Source organism: Nocardia sp. NPDC059229 (assembly GCF_042754165.1).
Lineage (GTDB): Bacteria > Actinomycetota > Actinomycetes > Mycobacteriales > Mycobacteriaceae > Nocardia.
Genome location: NZ_JBHZAK010000023.1, coordinates 1 through 26864 on the forward strand (window position 1 = coordinate 1; position 26864 = coordinate 26864).

General features: G+C 68.2%; 32 protein-coding genes. 10 read left to right on the forward strand and 22 right to left on the reverse strand.

From position 1 onward, the window contains the following. Positions 1-520, reverse strand: a 520-nt coding sequence (locus ACFXHE_RS36085; RefSeq protein ID WP_379389153.1) for a nucleoside deaminase, incomplete at its 3' end; no start/stop codon positions are given. An 18-nt stretch (positions 521-538) separates the two neighbouring features. Next, positions 539-937, reverse strand: a complete 399-nt coding sequence (locus ACFXHE_RS36090; RefSeq protein ID WP_379389154.1) for a winged helix-turn-helix transcriptional regulator — start codon at positions 935-937, stop codon at positions 539-541. Between the two features lie 109 nt (positions 938-1046). Here ACFXHE_RS36090 and ACFXHE_RS36095 point away from each other — a divergent pair, with 109 nt between their 5' ends. Continuing rightward, entirely contained in the window at positions 1047-1898 is an 852-nt protein-coding gene (locus tag ACFXHE_RS36095) for an SDR family oxidoreductase (protein WP_379389155.1), read from the forward strand. Positions 1899-1962: 64 nt separating this feature from the next. Here ACFXHE_RS36095 and ACFXHE_RS36100 read toward each other — a convergent pair whose 3' ends face one another. The 5 genes from ACFXHE_RS36100 to ACFXHE_RS36120 form a co-directional block, all read right to left on the reverse strand. After that, complete coding sequence (locus ACFXHE_RS36100; protein ID WP_379389156.1) at positions 1963-2454, reverse strand: transglycosylase SLT domain-containing protein; 492 nt, start codon at positions 2452-2454, stop codon at positions 1963-1965. A 134-nt stretch (positions 2455-2588) separates the two neighbouring features. Next, positions 2589-3809: an RNA polymerase sigma factor gene (locus tag ACFXHE_RS36105; RefSeq protein WP_379389157.1), complete on the reverse strand. Its 1221-nt coding sequence runs from the start codon at positions 3807-3809 to the stop codon at positions 2589-2591. Between the two features lie 29 nt (positions 3810-3838). Continuing rightward, positions 3839-4195 (reverse strand): YciI family protein, encoded by a 357-nt coding sequence (locus tag ACFXHE_RS36110; protein WP_379389158.1) that lies wholly within the window; start codon positions 4193-4195, stop codon positions 3839-3841. 3 nt (positions 4196-4198) lie between these two features. Then, entirely contained in the window at positions 4199-4786 is a 588-nt protein-coding gene (locus tag ACFXHE_RS36115; protein ID WP_379389159.1) for a dihydrofolate reductase family protein, read from the reverse strand. Positions 4787-4896: 110 nt separating this feature from the next. Then, entirely contained in the window at positions 4897-5274 is a 378-nt protein-coding gene (locus tag ACFXHE_RS36120; protein WP_379389160.1) for a VOC family protein, read from the reverse strand. A gap of 123 nt (positions 5275-5397) precedes the next feature. Here ACFXHE_RS36120 and ACFXHE_RS36125 point away from each other — a divergent pair, with 123 nt between their 5' ends. Continuing rightward, a complete protein-coding gene (locus tag ACFXHE_RS36125; protein ID WP_379389161.1) occupies positions 5398-6177 on the forward strand; it encodes a TetR/AcrR family transcriptional regulator in 780 nt (259 codons plus the stop codon). A 102-nt stretch (positions 6178-6279) separates the two neighbouring features. Further along, the gene (locus ACFXHE_RS36130; protein WP_379389162.1) at positions 6280-6951 is read left to right on the forward strand and encodes a GNAT family N-acetyltransferase; all 672 of its coding nucleotides are present in this window, start codon (positions 6280-6282) and stop codon (positions 6949-6951) included. Positions 6952-6971: 20 nt separating this feature from the next. Here ACFXHE_RS36130 and ACFXHE_RS36135 read toward each other — a convergent pair whose 3' ends face one another. The 9 genes from ACFXHE_RS36135 to ramB form a co-directional block, all read right to left on the reverse strand. Then, positions 6972-7511 (reverse strand): carboxymuconolactone decarboxylase family protein, encoded by a 540-nt coding sequence (locus ACFXHE_RS36135; protein ID WP_379389163.1) that lies wholly within the window; start codon positions 7509-7511, stop codon positions 6972-6974. 65 nt (positions 7512-7576) lie between these two features. Continuing rightward, positions 7577-8317, reverse strand: a complete 741-nt coding sequence (locus ACFXHE_RS36140) for a GntR family transcriptional regulator (RefSeq protein ID WP_379389164.1) — start codon at positions 8315-8317, stop codon at positions 7577-7579. A gap of 38 nt (positions 8318-8355) precedes the next feature. Continuing rightward, a complete protein-coding gene (gene urtE / locus ACFXHE_RS36145; RefSeq protein WP_379389165.1) occupies positions 8356-9048 on the reverse strand; it encodes an urea ABC transporter ATP-binding subunit UrtE in 693 nt (230 codons plus the stop codon). Continuing rightward, on the reverse strand, positions 9032-9904 hold the full coding sequence (urtD, locus tag ACFXHE_RS36150; RefSeq protein ID WP_379389166.1) for an urea ABC transporter ATP-binding protein UrtD: 873 nt from the start codon (positions 9902-9904) through the stop codon (positions 9032-9034). Before urtD ends, urtE begins: the two co-directional genes overlap by 17 nt. Next, positions 9901-11079: an urea ABC transporter permease subunit UrtC gene (urtC, locus tag ACFXHE_RS36155; RefSeq protein ID WP_379389167.1), complete on the reverse strand. Its 1179-nt coding sequence runs from the start codon at positions 11077-11079 to the stop codon at positions 9901-9903. The genes urtD and urtC overlap by 4 nt, the downstream gene beginning before the upstream one ends. Beyond that, entirely contained in the window at positions 11076-11960 is an 885-nt protein-coding gene (gene urtB, locus ACFXHE_RS36160; protein ID WP_379389168.1) for an urea ABC transporter permease subunit UrtB, read from the reverse strand. The genes urtC and urtB overlap by 4 nt, the downstream gene beginning before the upstream one ends. Positions 11961-12071: 111 nt before the next feature. Next, a complete protein-coding gene (gene urtA / locus ACFXHE_RS36165) occupies positions 12072-13307 on the reverse strand; it encodes an urea ABC transporter substrate-binding protein (protein ID WP_379389263.1) in 1236 nt (411 codons plus the stop codon). A 330-nt stretch (positions 13308-13637) separates the two neighbouring features. Continuing rightward, positions 13638-14147, reverse strand: a complete 510-nt coding sequence (locus tag ACFXHE_RS36170) for a hypothetical protein (protein ID WP_379389169.1) — start codon at positions 14145-14147, stop codon at positions 13638-13640. A 385-nt stretch (positions 14148-14532) separates the two neighbouring features. After that, entirely contained in the window at positions 14533-15942 is a 1410-nt protein-coding gene (gene ramB, locus ACFXHE_RS36175; protein ID WP_354847100.1) for an acetate metabolism transcriptional regulator RamB, read from the reverse strand. A gap of 106 nt (positions 15943-16048) precedes the next feature. Here ramB and ACFXHE_RS36180 point away from each other — a divergent pair, with 106 nt between their 5' ends. After that, positions 16049-17566: an ATP-dependent DNA ligase gene (locus tag ACFXHE_RS36180; RefSeq protein ID WP_379389170.1), complete on the forward strand. Its 1518-nt coding sequence runs from the start codon at positions 16049-16051 to the stop codon at positions 17564-17566. A 392-nt stretch (positions 17567-17958) separates the two neighbouring features. Here the strand turns inward: ACFXHE_RS36180 and ACFXHE_RS36185 are convergent, their stop codons facing one another. Continuing rightward, positions 17959-18399 (reverse strand): DUF4254 domain-containing protein, encoded by a 441-nt coding sequence (locus ACFXHE_RS36185; protein WP_354847094.1) that lies wholly within the window; start codon positions 18397-18399, stop codon positions 17959-17961. 83 nt (positions 18400-18482) lie between these two features. On the opposite strand from ACFXHE_RS36185, the gene ACFXHE_RS36190 reads away from it, so the two are divergent. The 6 genes from ACFXHE_RS36190 to ACFXHE_RS36215 all read left to right on the forward strand — a co-directional run bounded on the left by ACFXHE_RS36190 (position 18483) and on the right by ACFXHE_RS36215 (position 23657). Beyond that, positions 18483-19448: a hexose kinase gene (locus ACFXHE_RS36190; protein ID WP_379389171.1), complete on the forward strand. Its 966-nt coding sequence runs from the start codon at positions 18483-18485 to the stop codon at positions 19446-19448. 97 nt (positions 19449-19545) lie between these two features. After that, positions 19546-19956: a hypothetical protein gene (locus ACFXHE_RS36195; protein WP_379389172.1), complete on the forward strand. Its 411-nt coding sequence runs from the start codon at positions 19546-19548 to the stop codon at positions 19954-19956. A gap of 105 nt (positions 19957-20061) precedes the next feature. Then, on the forward strand, positions 20062-20865 hold the full coding sequence (locus tag ACFXHE_RS36200) for an ABC transporter ATP-binding protein (RefSeq protein ID WP_379389173.1): 804 nt from the start codon (positions 20062-20064) through the stop codon (positions 20863-20865). 11 nt (positions 20866-20876) lie between these two features. After that, complete coding sequence (locus ACFXHE_RS36205; RefSeq protein ID WP_379389174.1) at positions 20877-21638, forward strand: ABC transporter permease; 762 nt, start codon at positions 20877-20879, stop codon at positions 21636-21638. Between the two features lie 47 nt (positions 21639-21685). Next, positions 21686-22480, forward strand: coding sequence for an ABC transporter permease (locus tag ACFXHE_RS36210; protein WP_379389264.1), 795 nt, complete (start codon positions 21686-21688; stop codon positions 22478-22480). Positions 22481-22559: 79 nt separating this feature from the next. Then, entirely contained in the window at positions 22560-23657 is a 1098-nt protein-coding gene (locus ACFXHE_RS36215; RefSeq protein WP_379389175.1) for an ABC transporter substrate-binding protein, read from the forward strand. A gap of 39 nt (positions 23658-23696) precedes the next feature. Here ACFXHE_RS36215 and ACFXHE_RS36220 read toward each other — a convergent pair whose 3' ends face one another. From ACFXHE_RS36220 to ACFXHE_RS36240, 5 genes are all read right to left on the reverse strand, one after another. Beyond that, positions 23697-24722, reverse strand: coding sequence for an XdhC family protein (locus ACFXHE_RS36220; RefSeq protein WP_379389176.1), 1026 nt, complete (start codon positions 24720-24722; stop codon positions 23697-23699). A 13-nt stretch (positions 24723-24735) separates the two neighbouring features. Further along, entirely contained in the window at positions 24736-25401 is a 666-nt protein-coding gene (locus ACFXHE_RS36225) for an NTP transferase domain-containing protein (RefSeq protein WP_379389177.1), read from the reverse strand. A gap of 47 nt (positions 25402-25448) precedes the next feature. Beyond that, positions 25449-25637 (reverse strand): hypothetical protein, encoded by a 189-nt coding sequence (locus tag ACFXHE_RS36230; RefSeq protein ID WP_379389178.1) that lies wholly within the window; start codon positions 25635-25637, stop codon positions 25449-25451. A 63-nt stretch (positions 25638-25700) separates the two neighbouring features. Continuing rightward, complete coding sequence (locus tag ACFXHE_RS36235) at positions 25701-25841, reverse strand: hypothetical protein (RefSeq protein ID WP_379389179.1); 141 nt, start codon at positions 25839-25841, stop codon at positions 25701-25703. Positions 25842-25978: 137 nt separating this feature from the next. Then, positions 25979-26455: a DUF1772 domain-containing protein gene (locus tag ACFXHE_RS36240; RefSeq protein WP_379389180.1), complete on the reverse strand. Its 477-nt coding sequence runs from the start codon at positions 26453-26455 to the stop codon at positions 25979-25981. Positions 26456-26864: the final 409 nt, after the last annotated feature.

The window sequence follows — 26864 nt, forward strand, 5'->3', positions numbered from 1 at the left end:
GGCCAGGGCGAACCAGCCGTCGGAAGGCAGCGCGTTGACCGGAGGGTAGTCGACAGTGACGGCGGTGGAGGGCGTAGACGCGGTCGGTGAGTTCCGGGAAGGGGCCGGAGACCGGGATGCCCGGGGCCACCTCCTGGATGGCGAGGGGACGGATGGGGCCCGCGGGGACGCCGAATTCGTTGAGCCACTCCGTGAGCTGGGCGGTGGAGGCGGCGTAGACGATGCGGCCCAGGCCGACCCAGGCGTGCGCGGCCGAGCACATGGCGCAGTGTTCGCCGGAGGTGTAGACCGTGGCCGTGGCCCGGTCCTCGGGGGTGAGGTGCTCGGCGGCCCAGCGGGCCAGCTCGAATTCGGGGTGGCGGGTGGCGTCGCCGCCGGAGACACGGTTGCGGTCCTCGGCGAGCACGGTGCCGTCCGCGCCGACCAGCAATGACCCGAACGGCTCGTCGCCCGCGTCCAGGGCTTCGGCGGCCAGCTCCACGCAGCGTTCGAGATACTGCAGATCGGTGTCGGCGGACATGCGGCTCCGTTCTTCGGTTTACGTGCGGTGGTAGGCGGTCTGGGCCGCTTCGATCTTCGCGATATTGGATTCGAGGATCTCGATGAGGCCGACGAGCTGGTCGGCCACCTGCGCGCCGAGGTCGGTGAGGGTGTACTCGACGACCGGCGGGATGGATTGCTGGACTTCGCGATTGACCATGCCGTCGCGTTCCAGGGTCTGCAGGGTCTGGGAGAGCATGCGCTCGGAGATGCCGTCCACGCGGCGGCGCAGCGCCGAGAACCGGTAGGGGCCCTCGCGCAGGGCGGCCAGGGCGAGCACGCCCCAGCGACTGGCGACGTCTTGCAGGACCGGGCGCGAGGAGCAGTTGCGGGCGAAGACGTCGGCTTCCAGGGTGGGGTCGTCCGGGTAGGACTGGTCGGGAGGCCGGGCGTTCATGAAATTGAGATTACCTGTGTTTCGGGTAGCGGTTCAGGAATAGCATGTGCTTACTATTAGTTAGTACATGTCGGCAGTGCAGTTCATTCCCTGAAACCTGGAGGTAGTCATGACCGTCGCAGTCACCGGAGCAAGCGGACAGCTGGGTCGCCTGGTCGTCGAGGCGCTGTTGAAGGACGGATCGCAGCCGGTGGTGGCGGTGGTCCGCGATCCCGCCAAGGTGGCCGATCTGGCCGTGCGGGGTGTCGAGGTGCGGGTGGCGAGCTATGACGATCCGGAAGCGCTCGAGCGCGCCTTCCAGGGCGTCGACCGCGTGCTGCTGGTCTCCGGCAACGAGTTCACCAAGCGTGTCGCCCAGCACACCAACGTGCTGCGCGCGGCCGAGCGGGCGGGCGTGAAACTGCTGGCCTACACCAGCATTCCGCAGGCCGGTCGCAATCCGCTGATCCTGGCCCAGGAGCACATCGGCACCGAGGCCGCGCTGGCCGGAGCGAGCATCCCGACCGTGCTGCTGCGCAACGGCTGGTACTGGGAGAACTACACCGGCGGCCTGGCACACGCCATCGAGACGGGCGTGCTCTACGGTGCGGCGGGCGAGGGCAAGGTATCCGGCGCGGCCCGCGCCGATTACGCCGAGGCCGCCGCCCGCGTCCTCACCACCGACGGTCACGAGGGCAAGGTCTACGAGCTCGGCGGCGACGAGACGCTCTCGTATGCCGAACTGGCGCAGGTGATCTCGGAGGTGGCCGGCAAGCCGGTCCGCTACCAGGACCTGCCGCAGGCCGACTACGCCGCGGCGCTGCAGGGCGCGGGTCTGGACGCCGGCTATGCCGCCGCCCTGGCCGATGCCGACGCCGGTATCGCCGACGGCATCCTGGCCGTCGACTCCGGTGATCTGCAGCGGCTGCTGGGCCGCCCGTCGACCCCGGTCGCCGAGGTCTTCCGGGCCGCGCTGAGCTGATCGAGATACGTACCGGGCTGAGAGAGATACGTACCGGGCTGATCGAGTTCGGGGACCGGCAGGCTCAGTACCAGTTGTGGGCCTGCCAGAAGTCCCAGGCGGCATTCGGGCTGCCGTAGCGCGCGACCATGTAGCGGTAGGCCCAGCGCAGCTGGGTGAGCGGGTTGAACAACCAGTCCGGGCCCTCGCTGAACATCTTGTGTGCGGGGAGGGCCTGGGCCAGCCCGTAGGCGCCGGAGGTCGGGTTGATGGCGAAGACCTGCCAGTCGCTCTCGTGCGTGATGATCTGATTGAACGACCCCCACTGGTCCCCGGGCACGATGAAACGTGACAGTGTCTGCAAGGCCGGTTTGGAGAACCGCTGGGCCGCACCGACCAGCTGCAGCAGGGACGCCGGGTCCACCGGCAGGGCGGCCGGGAGCGCGGATTGGGCGATGGGGTCGGCGATTTCGGTGCGCGCGTCGGCGGTGCCGACGGCGACGGTGAGCGGGGCGAGGGCCGCCACGAGCAGTCCGAGGACGGTGGCTCGGAGCGGACGCTTGTCGAGAATGGGCAACGCCTGGTCCTTCCGTGTCGTTCACGAAAAAACAGACCCATCTGGCTTCAGCTAGGAACCGACCGTACGCCCTGCCGTTTCCCGGGAGGGGTGAGCGACACGCGGTGAAATGCCTGATCGGAGTGGATTGCCGGTCAGCGCGCCCGGCCGAGCAGCAACTCCCGCTCGATCTCATTGCCGGTCAGATCGGCCGCGCGCCGAAAAGCGGCCCGCGCCTCCGCATCCCGGCCCAGCCGCGCCAGCAGATCCCCGCGGACGGCGTGCAGCAGGTGATAGTCGTCGAGCGCCCCGGTCGCGGCAATGGCGTCGATCAACTCCAGGCCGGCGCCGGGTCCGTGCACCATGGCCACCGCGACCGCCCGGTTCAACTCCACGATCGGTGACGGAAACCGTTGCGCCAGTATGGCGTACAGTCCAGCGATGCGCCGCCAGTCGGTCTCGGCGGCGGTCGGGGCCACGGCGTGCACGGAGGCGATGGCGGCCTGGAGCGCGTAGCGCCCGGGCGGAAGGTCCCGCATCCGATTCAGCGTGTGCGCGCGGCCCAGGGCGGACAGGCCGCGTTCGATCGAGAGCCGATTCCACCGGGACCGGTCCTGATCCGGCAGCAGCACCAGCGCGTTGTCCGCATCACTGCGGGCGGTGGTGCGGGAAGCCTGCAGTTCGAGCAGGGCCGCCAGCCCGTACGCCTCCGGCTCCTCGGGCAGCAGCCCGGTCAGGATGCGCGCCAGACGCAGTGCGTCCTCGCACAATTCGGCCCGGACCCAGCGCTCGCCGGAGGTGGCGGTATAGCCCTCGTTGAAGATCAGGTAGATGACCTCGAGCACGGAGTCCAGGCGCGCGGCCAGCTCGGCGCCCGCGGGCACCTCGTAGGGAATCCGCTTGGCCGCGATGGTGCGCTTGGCGCGCACGATGCGTTGCGCCACGGTCGATTCCGGGACCAGATGGGCCCGCGCGATCTCGGCCGTGGTCAGGCCGCCCACCATGCGCAGGGTGAGCGCCGCCCGCGCCGAGGGCGAGAGCACCGGATGGCAGGCGGTGAAGATCATGCGCAGCAGGTCGTCCGCGATGAACGGTTCCGGTTCGCCGGGCGGCTGCTCGGCCGTGAGCGTCTCACGGCCGAGCAGCTCCAGCTTCCGCGCGAAGTTCACGTCGCGCCGAATGCGGTCCACCGCGCGGTGTTTCGCCGTCAGCATGAGCCAGCCGCCCGGATTCGGCGGGACGCCGTCGCGCGGCCACTGTTCCAGCGCCGCCACATGGGCGTCCTGCGCGAGCTCCTCGGCAGTCGCGATATCGCCGACCAGGCGGGTCAGGCCCGCCACCAGGCGCGGCCATTCGATGCGCCAGGCCGCCTCCACGGCCCGGCGCGCCCGCTCCTGCTGCGGATTCAGTTCTGGCCGTCCAGCTGTCGCACCTCGAGCTCGATGTCCCAGTCCGGCCCGTGCACCCGCAGGAACCGGGACGCCCACTCGGCCGCCTCCTCCTGCGAACGGGTCTGCAGCAGCATGTATCCGCCGATGATCTCCTTGGATTCGGTGTACGGCCCGTCCATGACGGTCTGCACGCCGCCGGTCTGCCGGATCCGGGTGCCCTCCTCGATCGGGCGCAGGCCCGCGGTGTCGAGCAGCACGCCCGCCTTGGTCATCTCCTCGATGATCTCGTTGACCTTGGCGATCAGGTCGTCGCCGGGCCCTTCCTCGGGCATCTGGGCGGGGTCCAGGCGAATCAGTGCCAGGTATCGCATTGCTCAATCCTCTCGCTGGGCGACTGCATAGCGGACATAGAGGGCACCACCGTCGAACGACTTCGATTCCAGCAGGTTCAGATTCAGTTCGGTCTTGTCCCGGAACATAGGGGTGCCGGAGCCGATTGTCACCGGATGGATGACGATGCGGTACTCGTCGATGAGCCCGGCGTCGGTGAACCAGTGCACCAGGGTCGGGCTGCCGTAGATGACCAGCGCGCCGCCGTTCTCCGCCTTCAGTTCCGCGATGCGCGCCGCCCCGTCACTGTCGATGATCCGGGTGTTCCGCCAGCCGGCCGACTCGAGCGTGGTCGAGAAGACGATCTTGTCGATGTTCGTGACCCAGTCGGCGTGTTCGAGATCGTGTGCCGTGGCCTCCGGGTTGTCCGGAACGCTCGACCAGTGATCGCGCATGCCCTCGAAGGTCTTGCGGCCGTAGATCGTGGTACCGATATCAGCCCGGATGTGCTCGTCGTGGAAGGCGGCGAGGTCCGGACTGTAGGCGCCGAATGTCCATTCCAGTCCCAGCTCGGTGTGTGAGGCCGCGAAGCCGTCGAGGGTCATGTGCTCGAAAGCCACCACTTTTCGCATCGGATTCCTCTCGTCGAAGTGCCGGGCCGCGGTTCGGCCCTCGCCTACTCCTCGAACGGGCCCGGCCGGAATCGACACGTTCGACGGAGGAATCTTTCAGCGGTTTCCGGTCAGACCCACTGGACCAGTTGGATGACGATCCCATTCGGGTCGAGGGCCTGGAAGTAGCGCTCGCCCCATGGCTCGGTCTCGATGGGGGTCACGATCGGCACGCCTTCGCGTTGGACGCGGGCGTATTCGGCGTCGATGTCGTCGACGACGAACACCACCAGCAGGCCCTGGCCCGCGCTGCCCGCGATGCGCTCCGGCTTGAAGCTGCCGAGGCCGGTGCGCAGATAGATGACGTCGAATCCGGCGTCGGGCCGGGTCACGTTGACGAAGCCGTCGGCCGACATCTTCTCGGTGAAACCGAAGTGGTCGATGAGGAACGTCGCCGAGACGATCGGGTCGGGCACGTTCAGGGAGATCGCGGATGCGGTGATGGTCATGGGGCCTCCTGGGTAGTGCCGATAAACTCTGTACTGAGTACGCTGTACTTTGTACAGACATTCCCGACGGGATGCAAAGTGACGACCGTCACATCGATACGATCAGCGACGGAGGTGACGCGAATGGCCGGACGAAGCGGGGAACGCAGCAGCGCGGGCGACCCGGTGCGCACGCTGGAACTGCTGTGGCGCGAGCCCGGATCCGGCGGTCCGGCGCGCGGGCCCAAACAGCGCACCACCCTCGACGCCGTCATCGCGGCCGCGCTGGAGATCGCCGACGGTGCGGGGCTGGCCGCGCTCACCATGCGGTCGGTGGCGGCCAAGCTGGGCATCACGCCCATGGCCACCTACACCTACGTGCCGGGCAAGGCCGAACTGCTCGACCTCATGCTCGACACCGTCTACCAGCGCATGCCGCGTCACGATCTCACCGGAATGCCTTGGCGGGAACGGGTTTCCGCGATCGCCGCCGAGAATCGCGCCCTGCTGGCCGAGCATCCGTGGGTGGCCTATCTGCCGACCACGCGGCCGCCGCTGGGTCCCGGCGTGGCCGCGAAATACGACCACGAGCTGCGCGCCTTCGACGGGCTCGGCCTCGGCGACCTGGAGATGGACGCTGCGCTCACCTATGTGCTGGGCTTCGTGACCGCGACCGCGCAGCTGGCCATCGACAGCGCCCGGGCCGCGACCGAGAGCGGGCACTCCGATCGCGAGTGGTGGGAGCGGGCGGCCCCGCTGCTGGCGCGGGTCTTCGACGCCGGCCGCTATCCCCTGGCAGCCCGGATCGGCGCGGTCGCGGGGCAGGCCCACGACAGCGCCTACGGTGCGGACCACGCCTACGAGTTCGGGCTGGCCCGGGTCCTGGACGGATTGGCCGCGCTCATCGAAAACCGCAGGCCCTGAGCGCCGCCGGTCGGTTCGGGCGACACGCGCGAGAGAGACCGATCGGGACGATGGTCTCAATTTCGCCGCGCGGACCGGTCGATCGCGGGCAGAATTCCACCCATGCCGCGATCAACCCCGGCAATCGTCGCCGCCGAGACCTTCAGTCGGGCAGCGCAGCCGGTGCTCCCGATGGGAGACGGGCTGGTGCTGCGGCCGTGGCTGCGCCGGGACGGGCCCGAGGTGTACGCGGCCTTCCAGGATCCGGCCATTCGGCGCTGGCACGTGCGCACCGCGGACACCGTGGAGGAGGCCGGGGAGTGGGTGGATTCCTGGGCGCGCTCGTGGAGCGGTGGCACCGCGGCCAATTGGGCTGTCGCCGATGGCCGCAGCGGCCGGCTGATGGGCCGGGCCTCGCTGCATCACATGGAACTCGGGCACGGCGAGGCCGAGCTGGCGTACTGGGTGGTCCCGGCGGCGCGCGGCCGCGGCATCGCCCCGCGCGCGGTGGAGGCGCTGGTCGGCTGGGCCTTCGAGGTGGCCGGATTCCACCGCCTGGAATTACGGCATTCCGTGCATAACGCCCAATCCTGCCGGGTGGCACACAAATCCGGCTTCGTGCTCGAGGGCATCAATCGCAGTGCGGGCCTGCACGACGACGGCTGGCACGACATGCACCTGCACGCCCGCATCCAGCCCGCCCGTCCCGCCGAACCCGCCTACGCGCATCGCCTCCCGCACGCCGAGACCGTTCCCGAAGCCGCCACCCAGCCGGTCCACCGCCTGCGCCGCTGACGCACGGCCGGATCGTGCGGCTAGTGGTCGGTTTGGATGCGGAGGGCGGTGATGGTGCTGGCCAGGCCCTCGTACTGGTTGGTGAGCAGGACGATTTCGATGAGGCGTCGCTCGTCGTAGTGGTCGGCGAGGGATTGCCAGGTGGCGTCATCGAGGTCGCGGGTGGTGACCAGTTGGTCCACGGCGGTGAGCAGCGCGCGCTCCTCGGCGGACCATCCGGCGGCGGCCGGGCCCTCGCGGAGACGGTCCAGGATTTCGGCGGTGACGCCCGCGCGGCGGCCCAGCCGGATGTGATGGTCGGTCTCGTACTCGCATTGGCGCAGGTGCGCGACGCGCAGGATGACCAGTTCGGACTCGTACCGGCGCAGTTTGCCGCCCGGCATGAGGCGGCCGGAGAAGTGCAGCCATCCCCGGAACAGGCCGCCGGTCCGGCCCAGCGTGCTGAACAGATGCGCGTCCTCCGTGCCCGCGGCACGGGAAAGCGCCTGCCAGACAACCCAGTTCAGCGGACCGAGCTCCCGCAGGCGACCAGGAGCGATGCGTGGCTTCGTCGACACCATCTCCCCAGTCAACACCCTGTCTGAGCCACTCGCCAGACCGACGGCCCGGCGCGGCGCGGATCGGGTCACTCGCGGACCGCCTGAGCGAGTTTGGTGAGCTCCAGTGCGCGGCGGGCGCGGGTGAGGACGTGGGCTCGGGAGCTGGTGAGGTGGGCGAGGAGGGTGCGCAGGGCGGTGTCCAGATCCCCGGCGAGCAGATGCTCGGCGATGGAGATGTGGTCGTCGGCCATGGCGGCGATCCGCCCGGGGGTGGGCATGTCCAGGGCCCGCACCGGCCGCACCCGCGCGTGCACCGTCGAGAGCGCCTCGGCCAGTGCGGAATTGCCGGCGGCCAGCAGGAGTGTGGTGTGGAACCGCTCGTCGGCGGCGATGAGCTCGGCCCCGGGCTCCGGCGGATCCTCGCGCACGCGCCGCCAGAGCTCGAGCTCTCGCTCGACCGCGCCCAGATCGTGCGGCGTGACCGCAGGCCGAGCCGCCAGGGCCGGCGGTTCCGGCTGCACGGCGGCGGCCAGCGGTTCCGGGAGTGCCGCCGCGGTGGCCTGCAAGCGTTGGATTCCTCTGGCTTCCAGGACTATTCGGAGTTCGTACAGGTCCCCGAGCTCGTCGACCCGGGGGCGGTACGGGTAGAGGCCGTCGGTGTGGCGTTCCAGCAGGCCGTCGGCGAGGAGCCGGGCCAGCGCCTCGCGGACCGGGGTGCGGGAGACGCCGTAGGTCTCGGCGAGGCGTTCCTCGCCGAGTCGCTCGGTCGGTACCAGCATCCCGGCCGCGAGATCGCGCTGCAGGGATCGATAGACCCTCTCGGACAACGGAATACGCCCCCTGCGCGCGTTCACGGAGTGTCCGATCAGATCGCCATGGCCTGGCGTACCGCGGATTCCGCGCTCGCCCCGCCCGCCCCGGACGAGGTGACGCGGCCCGAGCGCAGGACGTAGAACTGCTGCGCGGCCTGCAGCGCGAAGCCGATGTGCTGTTCGACCAGCAGTACGCTGAGTCCGCCCCGGCCGGTGAGTTCGATGATGGTGCGTTCGATCTCGGCGACCACCGAGGGCTGGATGCCCTCGGTCGGCTCGTCGAGGATCAGCAGCGCCGGTTCGGTGATGAGGGCGCGGGCGATGGCCAGCTGCTGGCGCTGGCCGCCGGAGAGCAGTCCGGCCTTGCGGGACAACAGTTCCCGCAGCGCCGGGAACAGGTCCAGCGCTTCGTCGACGAGTGCCTTGCCGCGTTTGCGGCCGTCGGCCACCACCTGGAGGTTCTCCATTGTGGACAGCTGTGGAAAACTCTGCTGTCCCTGTGGAACATAGGCGAGGCCGCGTTTGACCCGCCGCGACGGCGACATCCTGGTGATGTCCTCGCCGCCGAAGCGGATCCGCCCCGACTTGGCGGGCAGCAGCCCGACCGTCGCACGCAGCAGCGAGGTCTTACCGGCCCCGTTGTGGCCCATGATGGCCGCCACGCCATTGTCCGGAACCGTCAGGGACACACCGTGAATCACCTCGGTCCGGCCGTAGCCGGTGTGTAGGTCAACGAGTTCCAGCATCGGCGGCCTCCTTCGCCTCGTCCGATTCCTGCTCCGCGCCCATGGATTCATCAGCGCTGGTCTCAGCGGGCGGCAGCTCACCGGCCGCGGCGGTGCCGAGGTAGACCTCCTGCACCTTCGGATCGGCCTGCACCTGCTCCACGGTGCCCTCGCTGAGGACGCGGCCGCCCGCGAGCACCGTCACCGAGCTGGCGAACGCGCGCATGAAATCCATATCGTGCTCGACGACGATGACGACCCGCTCGCCGCCGATGCGGCGCAGCAGGTTTCCGGTCTCCTCGCGTTCCTCGGCGCTCATGCCCGCCACCGGTTCGTCCAGCAGCAGTACCGAGGCGTTCTGCACCAGCAGCATGCCGATCTCCAGCCACTGTTTCTGACCGTGCGCGAGCACCCCGGCAGGTTTGTCGCGCAGCTCGGCGAGTCCGGTGGTCTCGAGCGCCTCCTCGATGGCGGGCAGCACCGACTTGCGCCGGCGCAGCAGGGTGAGCGCGGAACGTCCCGCGCCCGCGGCGATATCGAGGTTCTGCAGCACGGTGAGCTGTTCGAACACGCTCGCCGTCTGGAAGGTGCGGCCCACTCCGAGCCGGGCGATCTGATGCACCTTGCGGCCGATCAGCTCGGCGCCGGTCTTCTGCGCCGAACCGGTCGCGGGCACCAGGCCGGTGATGGCGTCGATGAGGGTGGTCTTGCCCGCGCCATTGGGTCCGATGAGGAAGCGCAGATCGCCCTGCAGGACGGTCAGATCCACATCGGAGACCGCCTTGAAGCCGTCGAAACTCACGGACAGGCCGCGGATTTCGAGGTACTCGCTGTCCATTCCGGCATTGCCGCCGATTTTCGGTTCGGGTGCGGTCATCGTGCTTCCACCTTCTGCTCGGCCTCGGACTCGGCCTCCGGCTCTGCCTCGACCGCCGCCTCGATCTCGGGCGAGGCGGCCGGTTCCGGTGCGGCGTCGGGGGCCGTCGCGGGCCGCAGCCGCTCCAGCAGCTGCTTGGCCATGGGCCCGAATCCGGCCAGTCCGGCCGGAATGAAGCCGACCACCACGATGAACAGTGCACCCTGGAAGTAGGTCCACGCCGACGGGAAGTGCTCGGAGAACGTGGTCTGCGCCCAGGCCACGCCGATCGCGCCCAGTACCGGCCCGAGCAGGGTGGTGCGGCCGCCGATGGCGACGCCGATCAGGAAGGCGATGGACGGGACCACACCGATGTCGGCGGGGGAGATGATGCCGACGATCGGGGTGAACAGGGCGCCCGCGATGCCCGCGAAGAACGCGGCCACCACATAGGCGACGATCTTGATATTGGCCGGGTCGTACCCGAGGAACCGGACCCGTTCCTCCTGATCACGCACGGCGACAAGCAGTTCCCCGTACCGGCTGCGCATGAGCTGGCGTGCGACGGCCACCACGATCAGCAGCGTGCCCGCCGCGATGAAGAACAGCATCCGCCGGTTCACCGGATCATCCAGGCGGAAGCCGAAGAACGAGCGGAAGTCGCTCAATCCGGTGAAGCCGCCGATGGTCTGCTGCCCGGTGAGAAGGATCGCCAGCGCCGCGGCCAGCGCCTGGCTCAGGATGGCGAAGTACGCGCCCTTGACCCGGCGCTTGAACACCCCGAAGCCGAGCACCGCGGCGATGGCGGCGGGCAGCACCGCGATCGCCAGCAGCGCCACCGGCGCGGACTCGAAAGGCCGCCAGTACGAGGGCAATTGGTCCACGCCCGCGATGGTCATGAACTCCGGCACATCCTCGTGCGCCTTGGCGGCGTCGGCCATCTGCATGTGCATGGCCATGATGTACGCGCCGATGCCGAAGAACACGCCCTGCCCGAGGGTCAGCATGCCGCCGCGGCCCCACGCCAGGCCGATGCCGACCGCGACGATGGCGAAGCACAGGAACTTGGCGAGCAGGCTCAACCGGAAGTCGGTGAGCATCGCCGGTGCGAGACCGAACAGGACGATGGCGGCGATGACGAAGCCGCCCAGGGCTTTCAGGGAAGGGTTGGCACTCAGCCGCTGGATGGTGGTCATGCCAGACTCCTCGTCCGGACGGTGAACAGACCCTGCGGGCGTACCTGCAGGAAGATCACGACCACGATGAAGACGATCACCTTGGCGACCGTCGCGGTGGTCGAGTATTCGACGAACGAATTCAGCAGGCCCATGGCGAAGGCCGCGATCACGGTGCCCTTGATCTGCCCGAGGCCGCCGATGACGACCACCAGGAAGGCGTCCACCAGATACGACTGCCCGATGGTGGGGCTGGTGGAACCGATCAGGGTCAGGGCCACACCGGCCACCGCCGCCAGCCCGGAACCGATGAAGAAGGTGCTCACATCGGTGAGACGTGAAGAGACGCCCGAGGTTTCGGCCAGGCTGCGGTTCTGCACCACGGCCCGGATGCGGCGGCCGAGCGGCGTCGTCTTGAGCGCGGTGGCCAGCGCGATCACCGCCACCACGGCCAGCACCATGATGAAGATGCGGGTCTTGGGCACCACGGTGCCCGCGATGGTGAGGCCGCCGGTCAGCCAGTCCGGCGCGACCACGTTCTTGGCGGGCGCGCCGAAGATGTCCCGCACCGCCTGCTGCAGGATCAAGCCGACGCCGAAGGTGACCAGCAGGGTGTCCAGGGGGCGGTCGTACATCCAGCGGATGAGCCCCATCTCCAGGGCCGCGCCCAGCAGGCCGCCGACCAGGAAGCCGGCGAACAGCGACACGATCAGCGCCACGCCCGTCGCCGAGATCAGTTGTTCCACAACGTAGGTCGTGTAACACCCGGCCATGATGAATTCACCGTGCGCCATATTGATGACGCCCATCTGACCGAAGGTCAGCGACAGACCCAGCGCGGCGAGCAGCAGGATCGAGCCCAGACTCAGCCCCGTGAAGAGCTGTCCGACAGCCACATCCATGATCAGTACCTCTCGAGCTCTATTGGTGGCGAACGCCGTACGGCTGGTGCGATGCCGCGGTGAGAGTCGCGCGGACACCGCACCAGCCGCCCCTCATCGGCGGCCGCCGAATTACTTCAGGCCCTTGGCCCAGTCGTAGTTCTTCAGGTACGGGTCCGGTTGGATCGGCTTGCCGGAATCCCAGACGGTGTAGATGAGCCCGTCGGGGTGGATCTCGCCGATGCGCGCGGTCTTGGTGATGTGGTGGTTGGAGCCGTCGATGGTGACGGTGCCCTCCGGCGCGTCATAGCTGACGCCGTCGGCGGCCTTCTGAATGTCGGCCACCGCGAACGACTTCGCCTTCTCCACCGTCGCCTTCCACAGGTAGACCGAGGTGTAGGCGGCCTCCATCGGGTCGGAGGTGGGCTTGTTCGCGCCGTAGGCCGCCTTGTACGCGGCGACGAACGCCTTGTTCTGCGGGGTGTCGACGGTCTGGTAGTAGTTCCAGGCGGTCAGCTGGCCCGCGACGTTCTGCACGCCGACGCCGCCGACCTCCTCCTCGGCAATGGACACCGAGACCACCGGCATGTCAGCGGCTTTCAGGCCCGCGTTGGCGTACTCGCGGAAGAAGGCCACATTGGAGTCGCCGTTGAGGGTGTTGAACACCGCGCCCGCCTTGGCATTGCGGACCTTGTTGACGATGGTGGAGAAATCCGTGGAGCCCAGCGGGGCGTAGTCCTCGCCCTTGATCTCGATGCCATTGGCCTTGGCGTACGCCTTGATCTCGCGATTGGCGGTCTGCGGGAAGACGTAGTCGGAACCCACCAGATAGAGGGAGGTGATGCCCTTCTGCTTCAGGTAGTCCAGCGCCGGGATGATCTGCTGGTTGGTGGTGGCGCCGGTGTAGAAGATGTTCTTCGAATCCTCCAGGCCCTCGTACTGAACCGGGTAGTACAGCAGCGAATTCAGCGATTCGAACTTGGGCTTCATGGCCTTGCGAGACGCCGAGGTCCAGCCGCCGAACACCGCGGCCACACAGTCGGAGCTGATCAGCTTCTCGGCCTTCTCCGCGAAGGTCTTGGGATCCGAGGCGCCGTCCTCGAGCACCACGTCCAGCTTCTTGCCCAGGACGCCGCCCGCGGCATTGATCTGGTCCACCGCCAGCTTGGTGGCATTGGCGACGGTGACCTCGCTGATGGCCATGGTTCCGGTCAGCGAGTGCAGTGAACCGATCTTGATGGTGTCCTTCGACGTGTCCACGCAGGACTTGGCATTGGAGCCCGACGCGGTGTCGCTGTCGCGCGAACCACAGCCGGCGACCAGGACGGCGGACAGCGCCAGCGCGGTCGGAATGGTGATCGCCTTCATCAGGCGGGCGGCCCTGTCCCGGCGGGGAGAGTCGTGCATGGGCGGATCCTTCACTTCACGGTGTTCGGCGGCGCCACGTGCGCCGCTTGCGAATACCGCCGCGTATACAGCGGCTGTATCCGTGGAACGAAAGGTAAACGGGAAGTGTTGCGCCGGAATGTCTCTCGATGAATGTCCGATTTCCTACATTGCCGTGGCGTGAATTTCTGCTCACCGCATCATGGTTCGTTCGGTGTGAAGGAAACGTTATTGCAGGTCAAGGGATATGAAACGGCCCGAGCCGGGGCCAGCGAAAGCTGACACCGGCTCGGGCTCAACGGTGAGATCGGGTCAGTAGCAGTACTGGTCGTGGGTGTAGTAGTCGGTGTGGCAGTCCTGCTGCCACGTCCAGCCGTCCTGCCGGTCGTCGTTGGTGGTGCCGGCACCGGCCGCGCTACCGGTGCCACCACCGATCAACGCACCGATCATGGCCGCGAACGGCAGGGCGATGATGCCGAGCCCCCCGGTGGCCACCGCGATGATGACGCCGACGACGATGCCGCCGAGCGCACCACCCAACGCGCCCACGGCACTACCGGTTTCGGTCGCGCGCTGCTTGGGCGAGGTCGGCACCCACCGCCCGATATCCGCCGCACCCGGCTGCGCGACCTCGCCGGCCTCCGGATGCGCAACCAGCTTGGTCCCGTTGTCCGCGATACTCGGATGCATCGAAACCACCAGATCCGTACCCGCGGTGGTCATCGACAGCGGCATCCGCGACACAACCACCCCGGAGCCATCCAATACGTCCACCGACGCATCGGTGAGCCGGAAAGTGCCGCCGGTCAGCGTCGTCGTCACAGTCTTATCGGCATCCGACCGAACAATGGAGTAACCCGGATCATTCTGCCCCTGAGCGGGGTGCTGAATCGACTGCACCGCAGCCGGATCCGGCGTAGGCGCGGCGTAGGACGTACCCCCTGTGATCGCCAGCGCGGCTATGGTGAGACCAGCAGTAGCGATAACCTTTTCGATTTTCACACGATCATGTTCGTCTGCGATTCAACGCGTGCTTCCCATCCGAATAGGCCATCCAATCGGTCATCAAATGATGTCCAGTGGTCATCGAATGACGCACGGAGAGAGGGAACTTCGATGCCCGTAGATATCCGCAACGATCTCCGATGGCTTCATTCCGATGGTCGTTTTGCCTGGAGTCGAGTCCAACGCTGCCTTCGTGACGCAGTCACTGAATGACGTAGGGGGAGATGGAGCTTCGGTGTTCGCTGATGTCGAGTGATTTGCCGAGGGGTGGGAAGGCGCGTTGGGGGCAGTTGGAGCGTTCGCAGACGCGGCAACCGGCGCCGATGGGGGTGGCTTTGGGCTCGTTCAGGTCGAGGCCGTCGGCGTAGACGGTGCGGCCGGCGTGGCGGAGTTCGCAGCCCAGTCCGATGGCGAAGGTTTTGCTGGGTTCGCCGTAGCGGGTGGCGCGGCGTTCGACGGTGCGGGCGATCCAGAGGTATTTGCGGCCGTCGGGCATCTGGGCGATCTGGGTCATGATCTTCGCGGGGTAGGCGAAGGTCTCGTAGACGTTCCAGAGCGGGCAGGTGCCGCCGCTGGAGGAGAAGTGGAAACCGGTGGCGGACTGGCGTTTCGACATATTGCCGGCGCGGTCCACGCGGACGAAGGAGAAGGGGACGCCGCGGAGTTTGGGGCGCTGCAGCGTGGACAGGCGGTGGCAGATGGTCTCGTAGCTCTGGGTGAAGAACGCCGATAGGCGTTCGATGTCGTAGCGGAAGTCCTCGGCCACCTCGTGGAAATGGGTGTAGGGGAGGACCGTGGCAGCGGCGAAATAGTTGGCGAGGCCCAGTTTTGCCAGCACGACCGAATCGTGGCCGCTGAAATTGCCCTCCGCCACCAGTTTTTCGATAAGCTCGCCGCATTCCAGATACGCCAGCTCGGCGGCCAGCTTGAACACCCGCTGCCCGCCCGAGAGATGCGGCGCGATTTCCAGGCGGCGCTGCTCGGGGTCGAAACGGTGCAGCACGCCGTCGCCCAGATCGATACGCTCCACGATCTGCACGCCGTGCGCATCGCTGAGGCGGCGCGGGATCTCGCGCTTGAGATCGCCGCCGTGGAATCGCATGCGATGGGTGAGTTCCTCGGCGGCGGTATCCAATTCGTGAATGTAGTTCTGCCGCTGATAGAAGTAGTCGCGCACTTCCTCGTGCGGTTTGGAGATGGCGCCCGAACCGCTGCCGTCGGCGAAACGGTCCTCGGTGGCGGCGGCCAGCTGCGCGGTCGTATTCCGGTAGCGGCGATGCATGTTCACCATGGCGCGCGCCAGCCCCGGGTGCGCGGACACCATTTCGGCGATCTCCTGGGCGTCGGCCTCCACCCCGAGCTCCTGGTCCATCACGACCTCCTGGAGTTCGGCGATGAGCCGGGTGTCGTCCTGGGAGGAGAAGAAGCCGGCGTCGACGCCGAAGACTTCACTGATGCGCAGCAGGACCGGTACGGTGAGCGGACGCACGTCGTGTTCGATCTGATTCAGATAGCTCGCGGAGATCTCGAGCTTCTTGGCCAGCGAGACCTGACTCAAACCGCGCTCGGTACGCAGCTGTCGCAGCCGCGCACCGACGTAAGTCTTGGCCATGCGCCCAAGTTTATTGGTGTCTTCGCATCGTTGCCAACGCGAGGGTTAGCAGAGCTGCTGAGCTGTGTGTCACATCGTTGTCGGTCGCCCGGGTTACCGTCGACAAGTGCTCTTGTCCGATGTGGTTGAGGCGTCACAGGGTGTGCGGGCGACGTCGTCGCGAAAGAACAAGATCAAGATCTTTGCCGACCTGCTGAAGCAGGCGGCGCCGCAAGAGTTGGCGCAGGTCGTGGCCTGGTTGTCCGGAGAGCTGCCGCAGGGGCGGATCGGAACCGGCTGGCGGACGCTGACCACGCTCGCGATCGAGCCGGCCGCGGTGTCCACGCTGTCCGTGGACGAGGTGGACACCTCTTTCAGCGAGCTGGCCGAGGTCGGGGGCAGCGGGTCGGCGGCGCGACGACAGGAACTGCTGGCCACCCTGTTCGGGGCCGCGACCCAGGACGAGCACGAGTTCCTGCTCCGCCTGCTGACCGGGGAGATGCGGCAGGGCGCGCTGACCGCGATCGTCGCCGAGGCGGTGGCCGCCGCCTTCGACGTGCCGATCGAGGCGGTGCGCCGGGCTCACATGCTGTCCGGGCGGCTGCCGGTCACCGCCGTCGCGGCGCGCACCGGCGGCGTCGAGGCTCTGGCCGCGTTCCGGCTCGAGGTCGGGCGGCCGATCCAGCCCATGCTGGCTTCGCCCGGCGCGACCCTCGAGGAGGCGATGGCCGAATTCGAGGGGCGGGCCAGCGTCGAGCACAAGATGGACGGCGCCCGCATCCAGGTGCATCGCGACGGCGAGCGGGTGTGGGTGTTCACCCGCACCCTGCGCGACATCACCGCGAGCGTGCCCGAACTGGTCGAGGTGGTGCGGCAGCTGGACTGCACCAGCGTCGTCCTCGACGGAGAAACCTTGGCGCTCAACGACTCCGGCCGCCCGCGGCCCTTCCAGGAGACCATGAGCCGCTTCGGCGCCACCACCTCCCAGGAACTGCTGCTGCACCCCTACTTCTTCGACTGCCTCCACCTCGACGGCGCCGACCTGCTGGACGCCCCGCTGCGCACGCGCCGCGAGGCCCTCACCGCGGTGGCCTGCGGCCTGACCATTCCGGCCCTCATCGCCCCCGACCCGGAAGCCGCCGCCGAATACTTCGACGGCGCGCTGGCCGCGGGCCACGAGGGCATCATGATCAAATCCCTGGACGCCCCCTACGCCGCCGGCCGCCGCGGCCGCTCCTGGCAGAAGATCAAACCCACTCACACCCTCGACCTCATCGTGCTCGGCGCGGAATGGGGTTACGGCCGCCGCACCGGCTACCTCTCCAACCTCCACCTGGGCGCCCGCGACCCCGAGGGCGGCGACCCGATCATGGTCGGCAAAACCTTCAAGGGCCTCACCGACGCCCTACTCCATTGGCAGACGGCCGAATTCCCGCGCCACGAACGCAAACGCGACGGCAACACCGTCTACCTCTACCCCGAACTGGTAGTCGAAATCGCCCTCGACGGCGTCCAGACCAGCCCCCGCTACCCCGGCGGCGTAGCCCTCCGCTTCGCCCGGGTAGTCCGCTACCGCCCCGACAAGGAGCCCCACCAAGCCGACACCATCGATACCATCCGCGCCCTGCTACCCGGCACCAAATAGTCCGGAGGCGATGTCGCTCTCGCCTTCTTCCTTCCGAGGCGCTGCTGGGCGGATTCCTGGGGATGCGAGGGCGGAGCGCCGAAATTGCCCTGGGGGTTCGGGGGCGAAGCCCCTGAGAGTCCCGAGAGTTGGGCCTCCCTCACAGACGATTCACAGCTGGAACAGGGCACGTTCCGAGTTTCGGGCGACATGATTCACGTGTCGATGCTCGACCGGACGGTTGTCAGGTGACGGGACACAGGAACTGCCACCGCATCTCCCACGCGGATTCCCTGTGAGCTCGTGCCGTTCGGGAGACTTCGACGGTGGATTGCGCATGGTCCACCTTGTGGCCGGTGGTGCCCCGCCCCCTCGCCGGGCACCGCCGGCCGCGGTCAAGATTCGTGTCGCGGTCAGGATTCGTAGTCGCGGGTGCCGGTCAGGTTCGGCAGCCGGCGGCGGCCCGCGGCCAGCTCACCCGCCAGATGCTCGTAGGCGATGGCCAGTTCGGTGAGCCGCTGGGCGGCATCGTGCACGGCGTCGTCGGGTGACATGGCCAGGGACAGGTAGGCGAGCGCGGAGAATTGCGCCAGCCGGTCCACCACCGTCCCCACGGTCTCGGTGTGCAGGTGGGCGTCGCGGGCGGCCTTGGGGAGTTCGGCCGCCACCCAGCTGTCGATATCGAGCACCAGCCGCGCCCGGTCGTGGTCGATCCGATCGGTGCCGCCCGCTCTGGTGAGCCGCCGCTCGTGCAGGTCCGCGAGTAAGCCGGCGCAGCGCAGCACCGGATGGTCGTCGGGGGGCAGGCCACGGCAGGCCTGCAGCAGCAGGTGTTTCGGTGGGAGCGGATGCACGGCCGACATCCTGCCCCTCGAATATCTCCGAATGGCAACGACATTCGGTGCCACTTTGCCGTGCAGGGGTTGCATCCGGTGCCGTGACGTGCCGAGATGGTGGGGTGATCCTCACCGTGACCCTGAACCCGGCCTACGACATGACCTACCGGGTGGAGCATTTCGAGCGGGGCCGGGCGCAGCGGGTGCGGTCGGTGGATCAGCGGCTGGGCGGGCGTGGCATCAATGTCACGCGGGTGCTGAACCAGCTCGGCAAATACGCCCGCGCGACCGGCTTCTCGGACCATTCCTTCGCGGCTGCCGCGGAACTCGAGATGCCCGTGGACTTCGTGCACGCGCTGCCGTGGGTCCGCCGCACGGTGGTGATCAGCGAATCCGATGACGGCACCGCCACCGCGCTGTGGGAGCCCGGCCCGCGGGTCACCGAACCGCACGCGGTGGATCAGCTGCGGGTGCGGGTGGCGGGCCTGCTCTCGGATATGAGCGGCCTGGTCATCTCGGGTTCGCTGCCCGGCGGGGTGAGTCCGGGCCTGCCCGCCGAGCTGGCGCGCACCGCCATCGCCCGGGGCGTCCCCACGATCTGCGACTTCGACGGCCAGCCGCTGGAATTGGCCGCGCGCGTGCCCGGCGTCGTGCTCGCCCCCAATGTCGAGGAGCTGGAACGCCTCACCGGCCGCCCGGCGGGCACGATTCCGGAGATCCTCGCGGCCGTCGATCCGCTCATCGCCGACGGCGTGGGCACGGTGGTGGTGACCCGGGGCGGCGCGGGCATGGTGGCGGTCACCCCGACCCGGGCCTGGACGGCGGCGCTGCCGAAACCGCTGGCGGGCAATCCCACCGGGGCGGGCGACGCGGCGGTGGCGGCCATCATCGCCGCGCTGGCCGCCGGCACCACACCGGACTGGCCGGAGCTGCTCGCCGACGCGGTCGCCACTTCCGCTGCCGCCGTGGTCATTCCGGTCGCGGGCGAGATCGACCGGGTGCTGCGGGATCGGCTGCTGCCCACCGTGCGGGTGCGGGAACTCGAATCCGTCGCTGTCCGGCCGTGACACTCCGGGGACACGCCGTATGTGAGGTAGCTGTGAACTGAACCGCGCGGCGGCGTGGTGGCGGAGACCGGGGATTGTCCCGGGTTAGGTTGGGGGAATGTCGGACCTGGGAACTCAACCCGATCGGGGGTCGGGTGTGGACGACAGTTATCGAATGCCCTGGGTGGTGCGTGCGGCGCAGGTGCTCGCTCTGGGAATCGCGGGGCTGGGCGCGATCTGCGTGGCCTCTTCGGGATGGTTGCTGGGAGCCAAGGCGGCGATCGGGACCGCGGTGCCGTTCATCCCGGCGTTCCTGCTCGGTCTGGTCGCGCTGGCATTCAACTCCGAGGGGCAGTCGGTGCGCATCGGGGCGATTCTGGTGGCGGTCATGAACATGCTGTGGACGGTGCCGTCGATCACCGAGGGGCGGCCGCCGGGTCCGCTGGGTCCGCTGGTCTCGCTGGCGGTGATCGTGCTGCTGTTCCGCCGGGAGGCGCGCGACTGGTTCGAACCCCCGGCCTGGTGGTGAAACCCGACTCTCGGGCAGATCTCGCAGCTCGCTGCGTAACAAATAGGTCATCTCGTCCGTTGATTTGCAATCTGCGTGCAATTCCCGGCACTTACCGTTGGCGCTATGAGTTCGGAAGCCGCCGCGGGGACGGGTATTCACATCAGCGGGCTGAGCAAGACCTTCCGCTCCGGGCGGCGGGTGGTGCCGGCCCTGGACACGGTGGATCTGCATACCGCGCAGGGCGCGTTCCTGTCGCTGCTGGGGCCCTCCGGGTGCGGGAAGTCCACCATCCTGCGGATTCTCGCGGACCTGGAGTCGCCGTCGGAGGGGACCGCGAAGATCAATGGTGAGACCCCGGCCGAGCTGCGCAGGCGGCACGAGTTCGGGATCGCGTTCCAGGATTCGGCGCTGTTGCCCTGGCGCAGTGTGGAATCCAATATCAAACTGCCGCTGCAAGTGGCGGGGCTGCCCGCGGACCGGGAGCTGGTCGCGGATCTGATCCGGCTGGTCGGCCTGGAGGGCTTCGAGAAGGCCAAGCCCGCGCAACTGTCCGGCGGTATGCGGCAACGGGTTTCGATCGCCCGTGCGCTGGTGGTCCGGCCGACGGTGCTGCTGCTGGACGAACCCTTCGGCGCGCTCGACGATATGACCCGGCAGCGGCTGAACCTGGAACTGCTGCGCATCTGGACCGAAAAGCCCGCCACCACACTGATGGTCACGCACGGCATCGCCGAGGCGGTCTTCCTCTCCGACGTGGTGGCCGTCATGAGCCCGCGGCCCGGGCGGGTGGTGGAGGTCGTGAACATCGACCTGCCGCGGCCCCGCACACCGGAGATGATGCGCACGCCCGAATTCCACAAGCTGCACGACTATCTGTCGGAGCTGCTGTTCGGGCGCAGCGGGCGGGGCGGGGTGGCGTCGGAATGAACTGGGGCGCAATGAGAGAGAGTCTGCGGATAACCAGACTGGGCGGGCTGGCGGGCATCCTCGCGCTGCTGGCGGTATGGACCCTGCTCGCCGAACTGCGCGTCGCGGGCGGCACCGTTCCCAGCCCGTGGACCGTGCTGCACACCATGTACACCGACGGCTGGGCGCTGTACGGACCCAACTTCCGGATCACGGCCTGGGGTGCGCTGCAAGGGTTTCTGTGGGGCAATGCGCTGGCCATCGCGTTGGCGGTGCTGGTGGTGCTGATTCCGCCGATCGAAATGCTGGTCACCCAGCTGGCCATCCTGAGCTACTGCACGCCGCTGCTGGCGCTGGGGCCGATCATCCTGGTGGTGTTCGGCGGGCGCACGCCGACGGTGTTCCTGGCGGCCATGTACTGCTTCTTCACCACCATGGTCGGCACCGTAGCCGGATTGCGGTCCGCGGACCGCACCAGCCTGGATCTGGTCCGCGCCTACGGCGGCGGCCGCTGGCAGCGGCTGACCCGGGTGCAGCTGATCGCAGCGCTGCCGAATACCTTGGCCGCCTTGAAGATTGCCGCGCCCTCCGCGGTACTGGGCGCGATCATCGGCGAGTACCTGGGCGGCGTGGACAGCGGCATCGGGGTGGCCCTGACCGCCGCGCAGACCGCCTACAACGTGCCGCGCACCTGGGGCATGGCGCTGGCCGCGGCCGCGCTGGCCGGGCTCGGCTACGCGATCGTGGCATTGGTGGCGCGGGTGGCGGTGCCGTGGACGCGAGCGGAGGCATGATGACCGACAAGGTCGCGAACCCGGCGCCGGGCCGGACCGCGCAGCTGCTGAACCTGCTGCGGCCGATCGGGAGATTCCTGCTGCCACTACTGGTTTCGCTGATTCTGCTGGTGGCCCTGTGGTACGGCTTCCTGAAGCTGTATCCGCAGGTCGGGCTGGTCGGCAAGAGCCCCGGGGACGTATGGAAGTACCTGGTGACCGGACCGACCTCGGCCGGCGCTCGTCAGGTGATCTTCGACGAAATGCGAATCACCCTGCGGGACGCGGTGATCGGCTTCGGCGCGGGCATGGGCGCGGCGCTGGTGGTGGCGGCGCTGTTCATCGGCGTTCCCGCGGTGGCGCAGGCGTTCATGCCGGTGGCGATGCTGCTGCGATCGGTCCCGCTGGTGGCCATCACCCCCATCATCGTGCTGGTGTTCGGGCGCGGACTGCTCGGCGTCACCGTCATGGCTGCCATCGTGGTGTTCTTCCCGGCCCTGGTGATGATCATGACCGGCCTGCGGTCCGCGCCCCGGCAGGCCACGGAACTGGTACTGGCCTACGGGGGTTCGAACTGGACGGCCATGCGCATGGTGGCGGTCCCGGCCGCGCTGCCCGCGGTGTTCGCGGCCGCCCGCGTCTCGGTGCCGGGCGCGCTGATCGGTGCGTTGCTCGGCGAATGGCTGGGCAGCGGAACCGGTTTGGGCGCGGGGCTGATCCGCGCCATCCCCACCTTCCAGTACAACCGGCTGTGGGCGTCGATCGCGCTGGTCACGCTGGTGTCGGTGTTCGCCTACGCGGTGGTGGGCGTGCTGGAAAACCTGGTGCTGGCGCGGTTCTCGCCGGAACGGAGCCGGGAATGAGCACACGAGTTAACGCGGCGCACACAAATACCTGCGGAAAAGCAAAAAATCGGAAATCGAAACGGCTTACATTCGCCGCATGAGTGGTGTGTTCCGGCCGGATTCGGCCTCGCAGTTGTCCATGGGTCGGCGATCCTTCCTCCGCTACGCCGGATTGACCGGTGCGGCGGTGGGCGGGGCCGGATTGCTGGCCGCGTGCGGTAAGGACTCCTCGGGCTCCGGCAATGGCTCGGTCGCCGACGGTTCCAAGTACGGGACGGTGGCCGTGCAGCTGTCCTGGTTGAAGAACATCGAATTCGCCGGTGAGTACTTCGCCGACTCCAAGGGCTATTACAAGGACGCCGGATTCGGGTCGGTGAATCTGATCGCGGGCGGCGCGGCCAGCACCTCGGTGGAGGCGGGGCTGGGCACCGGCAAGATCTGGATCGGCATGTCCGCGCCGCAGACCACCGCGCCCGCGATTCTGGAGGGCCTGTCCGCCAAGATCGTCGGCACCACGTATCAGAAGAATCCCTTCTGCATCGTGAGTTCCGGCAAGAGCCCGATCCTCAATCCGCAGGCCATGAAGGGGCGCAAGATCGGTGTGCAGGACACCAATCAGCTCATCTTCAATGCGCTGCTGACCGCCAATGGCATGTCGCCCTCCGATGTCACCATCGTGCCCGCGCAATACGATCCGACGCCGCTGGCCAACGGTGAGGTGGACGGCTGGGTCAGCTACGCCACCAATGAGCCGATCACCCTGGCTACCAAGGGGTTCCAGAACTTCAACTTCCTGTTCGCCGACTTCGGGCTGCCGCTGGTCGCGGAGACGCTGACGGTGAGCCAGCAGACCATCGACAAGGAGCGCGACAAGCTCAAGGCGTTCCTGACGGCGGAGATCAAGGGCTGGAAGGACGCCGTCGCCGACCCGGGCGAGGCGGCGCGGCTGGCCGTCGAGGTGTACGGCAAGGATCAGCGCCTGGAGCTGCGCGAGCAGACCATGGAGGCGCAGGCGCAGAACGGGCTGGTCGAATCGGCCGACTCCAAGGCCAACGGGCTGTTCACTATGACCGACGCGCTGATCGAACAGAACATCGCGGCGCTGGCCAAGGCCAAGATCGATATCAAGGCGGACAAGCTGTTCGACCTCTCGGTGCTCAAAGAGGTCTTCGCCGAGCACCCCGAATTGAAGTAGCTCAGCGGGCCAGGGCCGAGTCAGCGCATCGGTGCCGAGTCAGCGCACCAGCTGCACGTGCCGGCGGCCCCCGCCGGAGGAGGCGGACAGCGGTTCGGCGGAGGTGCCGTTGCGGACCGCCAGCAGTTCGGCGGCAATCGACACGGCGGTCTCGGCGGGGGTGCGGGCACCCACGTCGAGACCGGCGGGAGAGTGCAGGCGGGACAGGATCTCGTCGGTGAAGCCGCCCGCCTGCAGGGCCTCCAGCCGATGTGCGTGCGATGCCGGGGTGCCCAGGGCGGCCAGGTACCCCAGCTCGGGTAGTCGCAAAGCCACTGTGAGCAAAGGGATTTCGAACTTCGGGTCGTGCGAGAGCACCACCATGGCGGTGTCGGCGCCGATCTCACCGGCCGAGGCGAGGGTGTTGAGGTAGCGGTGCGGCCAGTCGACCACCACCTCGCAGCCCGGGTAGGCGGTCGGATTGGCGAAGGTGGGGCGGGCGTCCACGATGGTGATCCGGTAGCCGAGTAGCCGGGCCTGGGTGGCGAGCGCGCTCGCGAAAGCGTTGGCCCCCACCAGGATCAGGTGCGGCGGGCGGGCGAACGAGGACACGAAGACATCGGAGTCGGGGAGCGAGACCAGCTCGGTGCCGTGCTTGCGGTCGGTGATGAGGTGCTGGCCGATCACATCCGGGTCCGAATGCCAGACCACGGTGAAGACGGTGACCTGCCGCTGAGCCGCCATATCGGCGGCCACATCCGGGAATTCGGGAAAGTGCCTGCGCGAGAACGGTTCGGTGAACACGTCCAGGGTGCCGACGCAGTCCATCTGGGCGTCCAGCCCGCTGCCCGGTCCGAATCGCTGCAGCCCGCGTCGTCCGGTGTGCGCCGAGTCGATGGCGGCCTCGTAGGCGGCGGCCTCGGCGCAGCCCGCCGAGATCGATCCGAAGGCCCGCCCGTCGGCGTCCACCACCATGGCCGACCCGATCGGCACGGGTGTAGCGCCTTGTGTCCGAACCAGAGTGGCCAGCCCTCCGGTGCGCCCGCTGTGCCAAATTCGAAGAAGGTCGTCGACGATTTCCCGCATCACATGCTCCCGATCACAGTGCGGTGTCCGCCGGATAATCCCGATCGATCCCAGTTGCGAGGTCATCGCACGTGACGCACACCATATCCGCTCGTTGTCGTAAATAAGTGCCCGCCCCCGAATTTCCCTCCGCGCTCGCGCACACCCCCGCCCAGTGCGCCCGCCCCAGCACCACCGGATGCCCGGGCGTGGTCCCGAAGAACGCCCGCGCCAACCGGCTCTCGCTCGCCCGCGCCGCCGCGATCACCCGCTCGACCACCGCGGGCCCGACGTCCGGCGTATCCACCGGCATGATCGCGACCAATTCCGCGGGCGCTGTGCTGTGATTCGGCGGCGTCGCCGCGGCACTCCCGGTGCTGAGGCCCGGTGCCGCGGCCGCCGCCAGACCCGCGCGGGTGGAGGCGCTCAGGCCGCGGTCCCAGTCCGCCGCCCAGACCGGGTGGACTCCCTCGGGCAGGGCGACGCCCGAGGTTTGCGATACCTGCCACTCGCCGTCCGGCGCGCGGTGAGCGGGCCCGGTTGCCCCCAGTACCAGGAAGATTCGCGCGCAGCCGCCGTCCCGCAGCGCCGCCACCGCTCCGTGCAGCCAGCGACCGTCCTCGGCCAGCACTTTCGGCATGCCATATCGCCGACCGGCACCGGCCGCGAGCAGAATTCCATCGCAGCGTTCGGGACTCACGCGAGCAGGGTAATCCCGCCCGCGCACCTTCGCTGACCAAGCGACCATCAGGTATTGCCTGACCGGCCGGACCCCGGCAACCGGCAGCGCGCGCCGCCGCCCGAAGTGGGCGTCGCGTTCGGCGGCGCGGTCCCCGATGGCATGGCGACCCCGGTGATCAGTTGCGCCCGGGTATCACGCAGGAAGCGCAGGTCGACGCGGCGGCGCAGCGGTTCCCGGTGACCGTCCGAATCCACCAGGGGCGCAATCTGATTGAAGCGCTCCGCGGCCTGCCGCTGGTTGAGCCCATTGGCATTGCGTCAGGCGATGCGGGGACGCGGCCCGCGTCGCATCAGCTCGACGGCCAGCGGCTCGATCAGGCAGTGCTCGCTCAGCCCGATCGCCCGCAGCGACCGGCCGAGCCGGGCGATCTCGGGTGCGGAAGTGGCGGCCGATGCCACATTTCGCCGAGCCGGGCCCGGCGGCCACTCCCCAGCCGCTGATTCCCGTCTCGTCCGGGCAACAACGAGGCCCCGCACCGTAGTTCGGTGCGGGGCCTTCGTGTGCGGGGGGCTCAGAAGAGGCGAGTGCGGGTGGCTCAGAAGAGGGCCAGGGCGGCGAGCAGGCCGGACAGGGCGATGAACTGCAGGACCACCCGGAGGTTGATGATGCTGTCCCACTTGTCCTGCAGCGCACGGGCATCGGCGGGGATGACCCCGGACTGGGCGGCGGCCTTCTGCGCGGTGTTCACCGGCTTGGCCACCTTCACATAGAAGGCCAGCCAGCCGACCAGGGCGACCAGCGCGACGGCGGCGGCGACGGCCGCGGCGGTGTGGCCGGAGACCGCGGCGACGATCAGCGTGAGGGCGGCGGTGACGACGCCGCCCGCGCCGAAGATCGGCATGCGCTTGTCGCCGTAGTAGTGGCCCCAGCCGGCGCTGACGGTGACGGAGGCGTCGTCGAGGCGGCGGTAGACGGATCGCATGATGAGGGCGGCGCACCAGTCGGTGCCGTAGACGACGGCATTGGCGAGGACGGCGAGGGCGGCGAGGAACTGGCCGGTCAGGACGAGCATCGGGGGCCTCTTTCGGCGGTGAGCTAGCGGTGCTAGGAACTGAAGCAACGATAACAAGGCGAAGCTATCTTGTCTAGCGGTGCTAGATAGTCGGCCTTGTCAGTCCACCGAATGGTCCGAAGTGAGCACCCTGGTGGCTCGCCTCACAACCATCAAGATCGGAATGATCTGTGAAGGTGCTCACATCCGGACGGTCATCGGCGCGTCATGCGCCGGTGGCCCCCGTCACGCAAACAGTACGGGCGTTATGCAAAACCGCACGTCAGCGCTACTGGCAAGTAGATTTCATCGCTGCTATTCGCAGGCAAATTTTGCAGGCTTAGCAAAATGCTGGTGAAAGCTAGCGGGGATTCACACTTGCAACAGGTAGACGCATATTTTTTCCTGTGCCATCGTGTGGAAGTACACC

What these genes read in the sequence shown, in the direction of transcription:
- ACFXHE_RS36090 (WP_379389154.1), bottom strand. Translation starts at nt 937, where the DNA reads ATGAACGCCCGGCCTCCCGACCAGTCCTACCCGGACGACCCCACCCTG.
- ACFXHE_RS36095 (WP_379389155.1), top strand. Translation starts at nt 1,047, where the DNA reads ATGACCGTCGCAGTCACCGGAGCAAGCGGACAGCTGGGTCGCCTGGTC.
- ACFXHE_RS36110 (WP_379389158.1), bottom strand. Translation starts at nt 4,195, where the DNA reads ATGCGATACCTGGCACTGATTCGCCTGGACCCCGCCCAGATGCCCGAG.
- ACFXHE_RS36115 (WP_379389159.1), bottom strand. Translation starts at nt 4,786, where the DNA reads ATGCGAAAAGTGGTGGCTTTCGAGCACATGACCCTCGACGGCTTCGCG.
- ACFXHE_RS36120 (WP_379389160.1), bottom strand. Translation starts at nt 5,274, where the DNA reads ATGACCATCACCGCATCCGCGATCTCCCTGAACGTGCCCGACCCGATC.
- ACFXHE_RS36125 (WP_379389161.1), top strand. Translation starts at nt 5,398, where the DNA reads ATGGCCGGACGAAGCGGGGAACGCAGCAGCGCGGGCGACCCGGTGCGC.
- ACFXHE_RS36130 (WP_379389162.1), top strand. Translation starts at nt 6,280, where the DNA reads ATGCCGCGATCAACCCCGGCAATCGTCGCCGCCGAGACCTTCAGTCGG.
- ACFXHE_RS36135 (WP_379389163.1), bottom strand. Translation starts at nt 7,511, where the DNA reads ATGGTGTCGACGAAGCCACGCATCGCTCCTGGTCGCCTGCGGGAGCTC.
- urtE (WP_379389165.1), bottom strand. Translation starts at nt 9,048, where the DNA reads ATGCTGGAACTCGTTGACCTACACACCGGCTACGGCCGGACCGAGGTG.
- urtD (WP_379389166.1), bottom strand. Translation starts at nt 9,904, where the DNA reads ATGACCGCACCCGAACCGAAAATCGGCGGCAATGCCGGAATGGACAGC.
- urtC (WP_379389167.1), bottom strand. Translation starts at nt 11,079, where the DNA reads ATGACCACCATCCAGCGGCTGAGTGCCAACCCTTCCCTGAAAGCCCTG.
- urtB (WP_379389168.1), bottom strand. Translation starts at nt 11,960, where the DNA reads ATGGATGTGGCTGTCGGACAGCTCTTCACGGGGCTGAGTCTGGGCTCG.
- urtA (WP_379389263.1), bottom strand. Translation starts at nt 13,307, where the DNA reads ATGAAGGCGATCACCATTCCGACCGCGCTGGCGCTGTCCGCCGTCCTG.
- ramB (WP_354847100.1), bottom strand. Translation starts at nt 15,942, where the DNA reads ATGGCCAAGACTTACGTCGGTGCGCGGCTGCGACAGCTGCGTACCGAG.
- ACFXHE_RS36195 (WP_379389172.1), top strand. Translation starts at nt 19,546, where the DNA reads ATGTCGGACCTGGGAACTCAACCCGATCGGGGGTCGGGTGTGGACGAC.
- ACFXHE_RS36200 (WP_379389173.1), top strand. Translation starts at nt 20,062, where the DNA reads ATGAGTTCGGAAGCCGCCGCGGGGACGGGTATTCACATCAGCGGGCTG.
- ACFXHE_RS36205 (WP_379389174.1), top strand. Translation starts at nt 20,877, where the DNA reads ATGAGAGAGAGTCTGCGGATAACCAGACTGGGCGGGCTGGCGGGCATC.
- ACFXHE_RS36215 (WP_379389175.1), top strand. Translation starts at nt 22,560, where the DNA reads ATGAGTGGTGTGTTCCGGCCGGATTCGGCCTCGCAGTTGTCCATGGGT.
- ACFXHE_RS36220 (WP_379389176.1), bottom strand. Translation starts at nt 24,722, where the DNA reads ATGCGGGAAATCGTCGACGACCTTCTTCGAATTTGGCACAGCGGGCGC.
- ACFXHE_RS36240 (WP_379389180.1), bottom strand. Translation starts at nt 26,455, where the DNA reads ATGCTCGTCCTGACCGGCCAGTTCCTCGCCGCCCTCGCCGTCCTCGCC.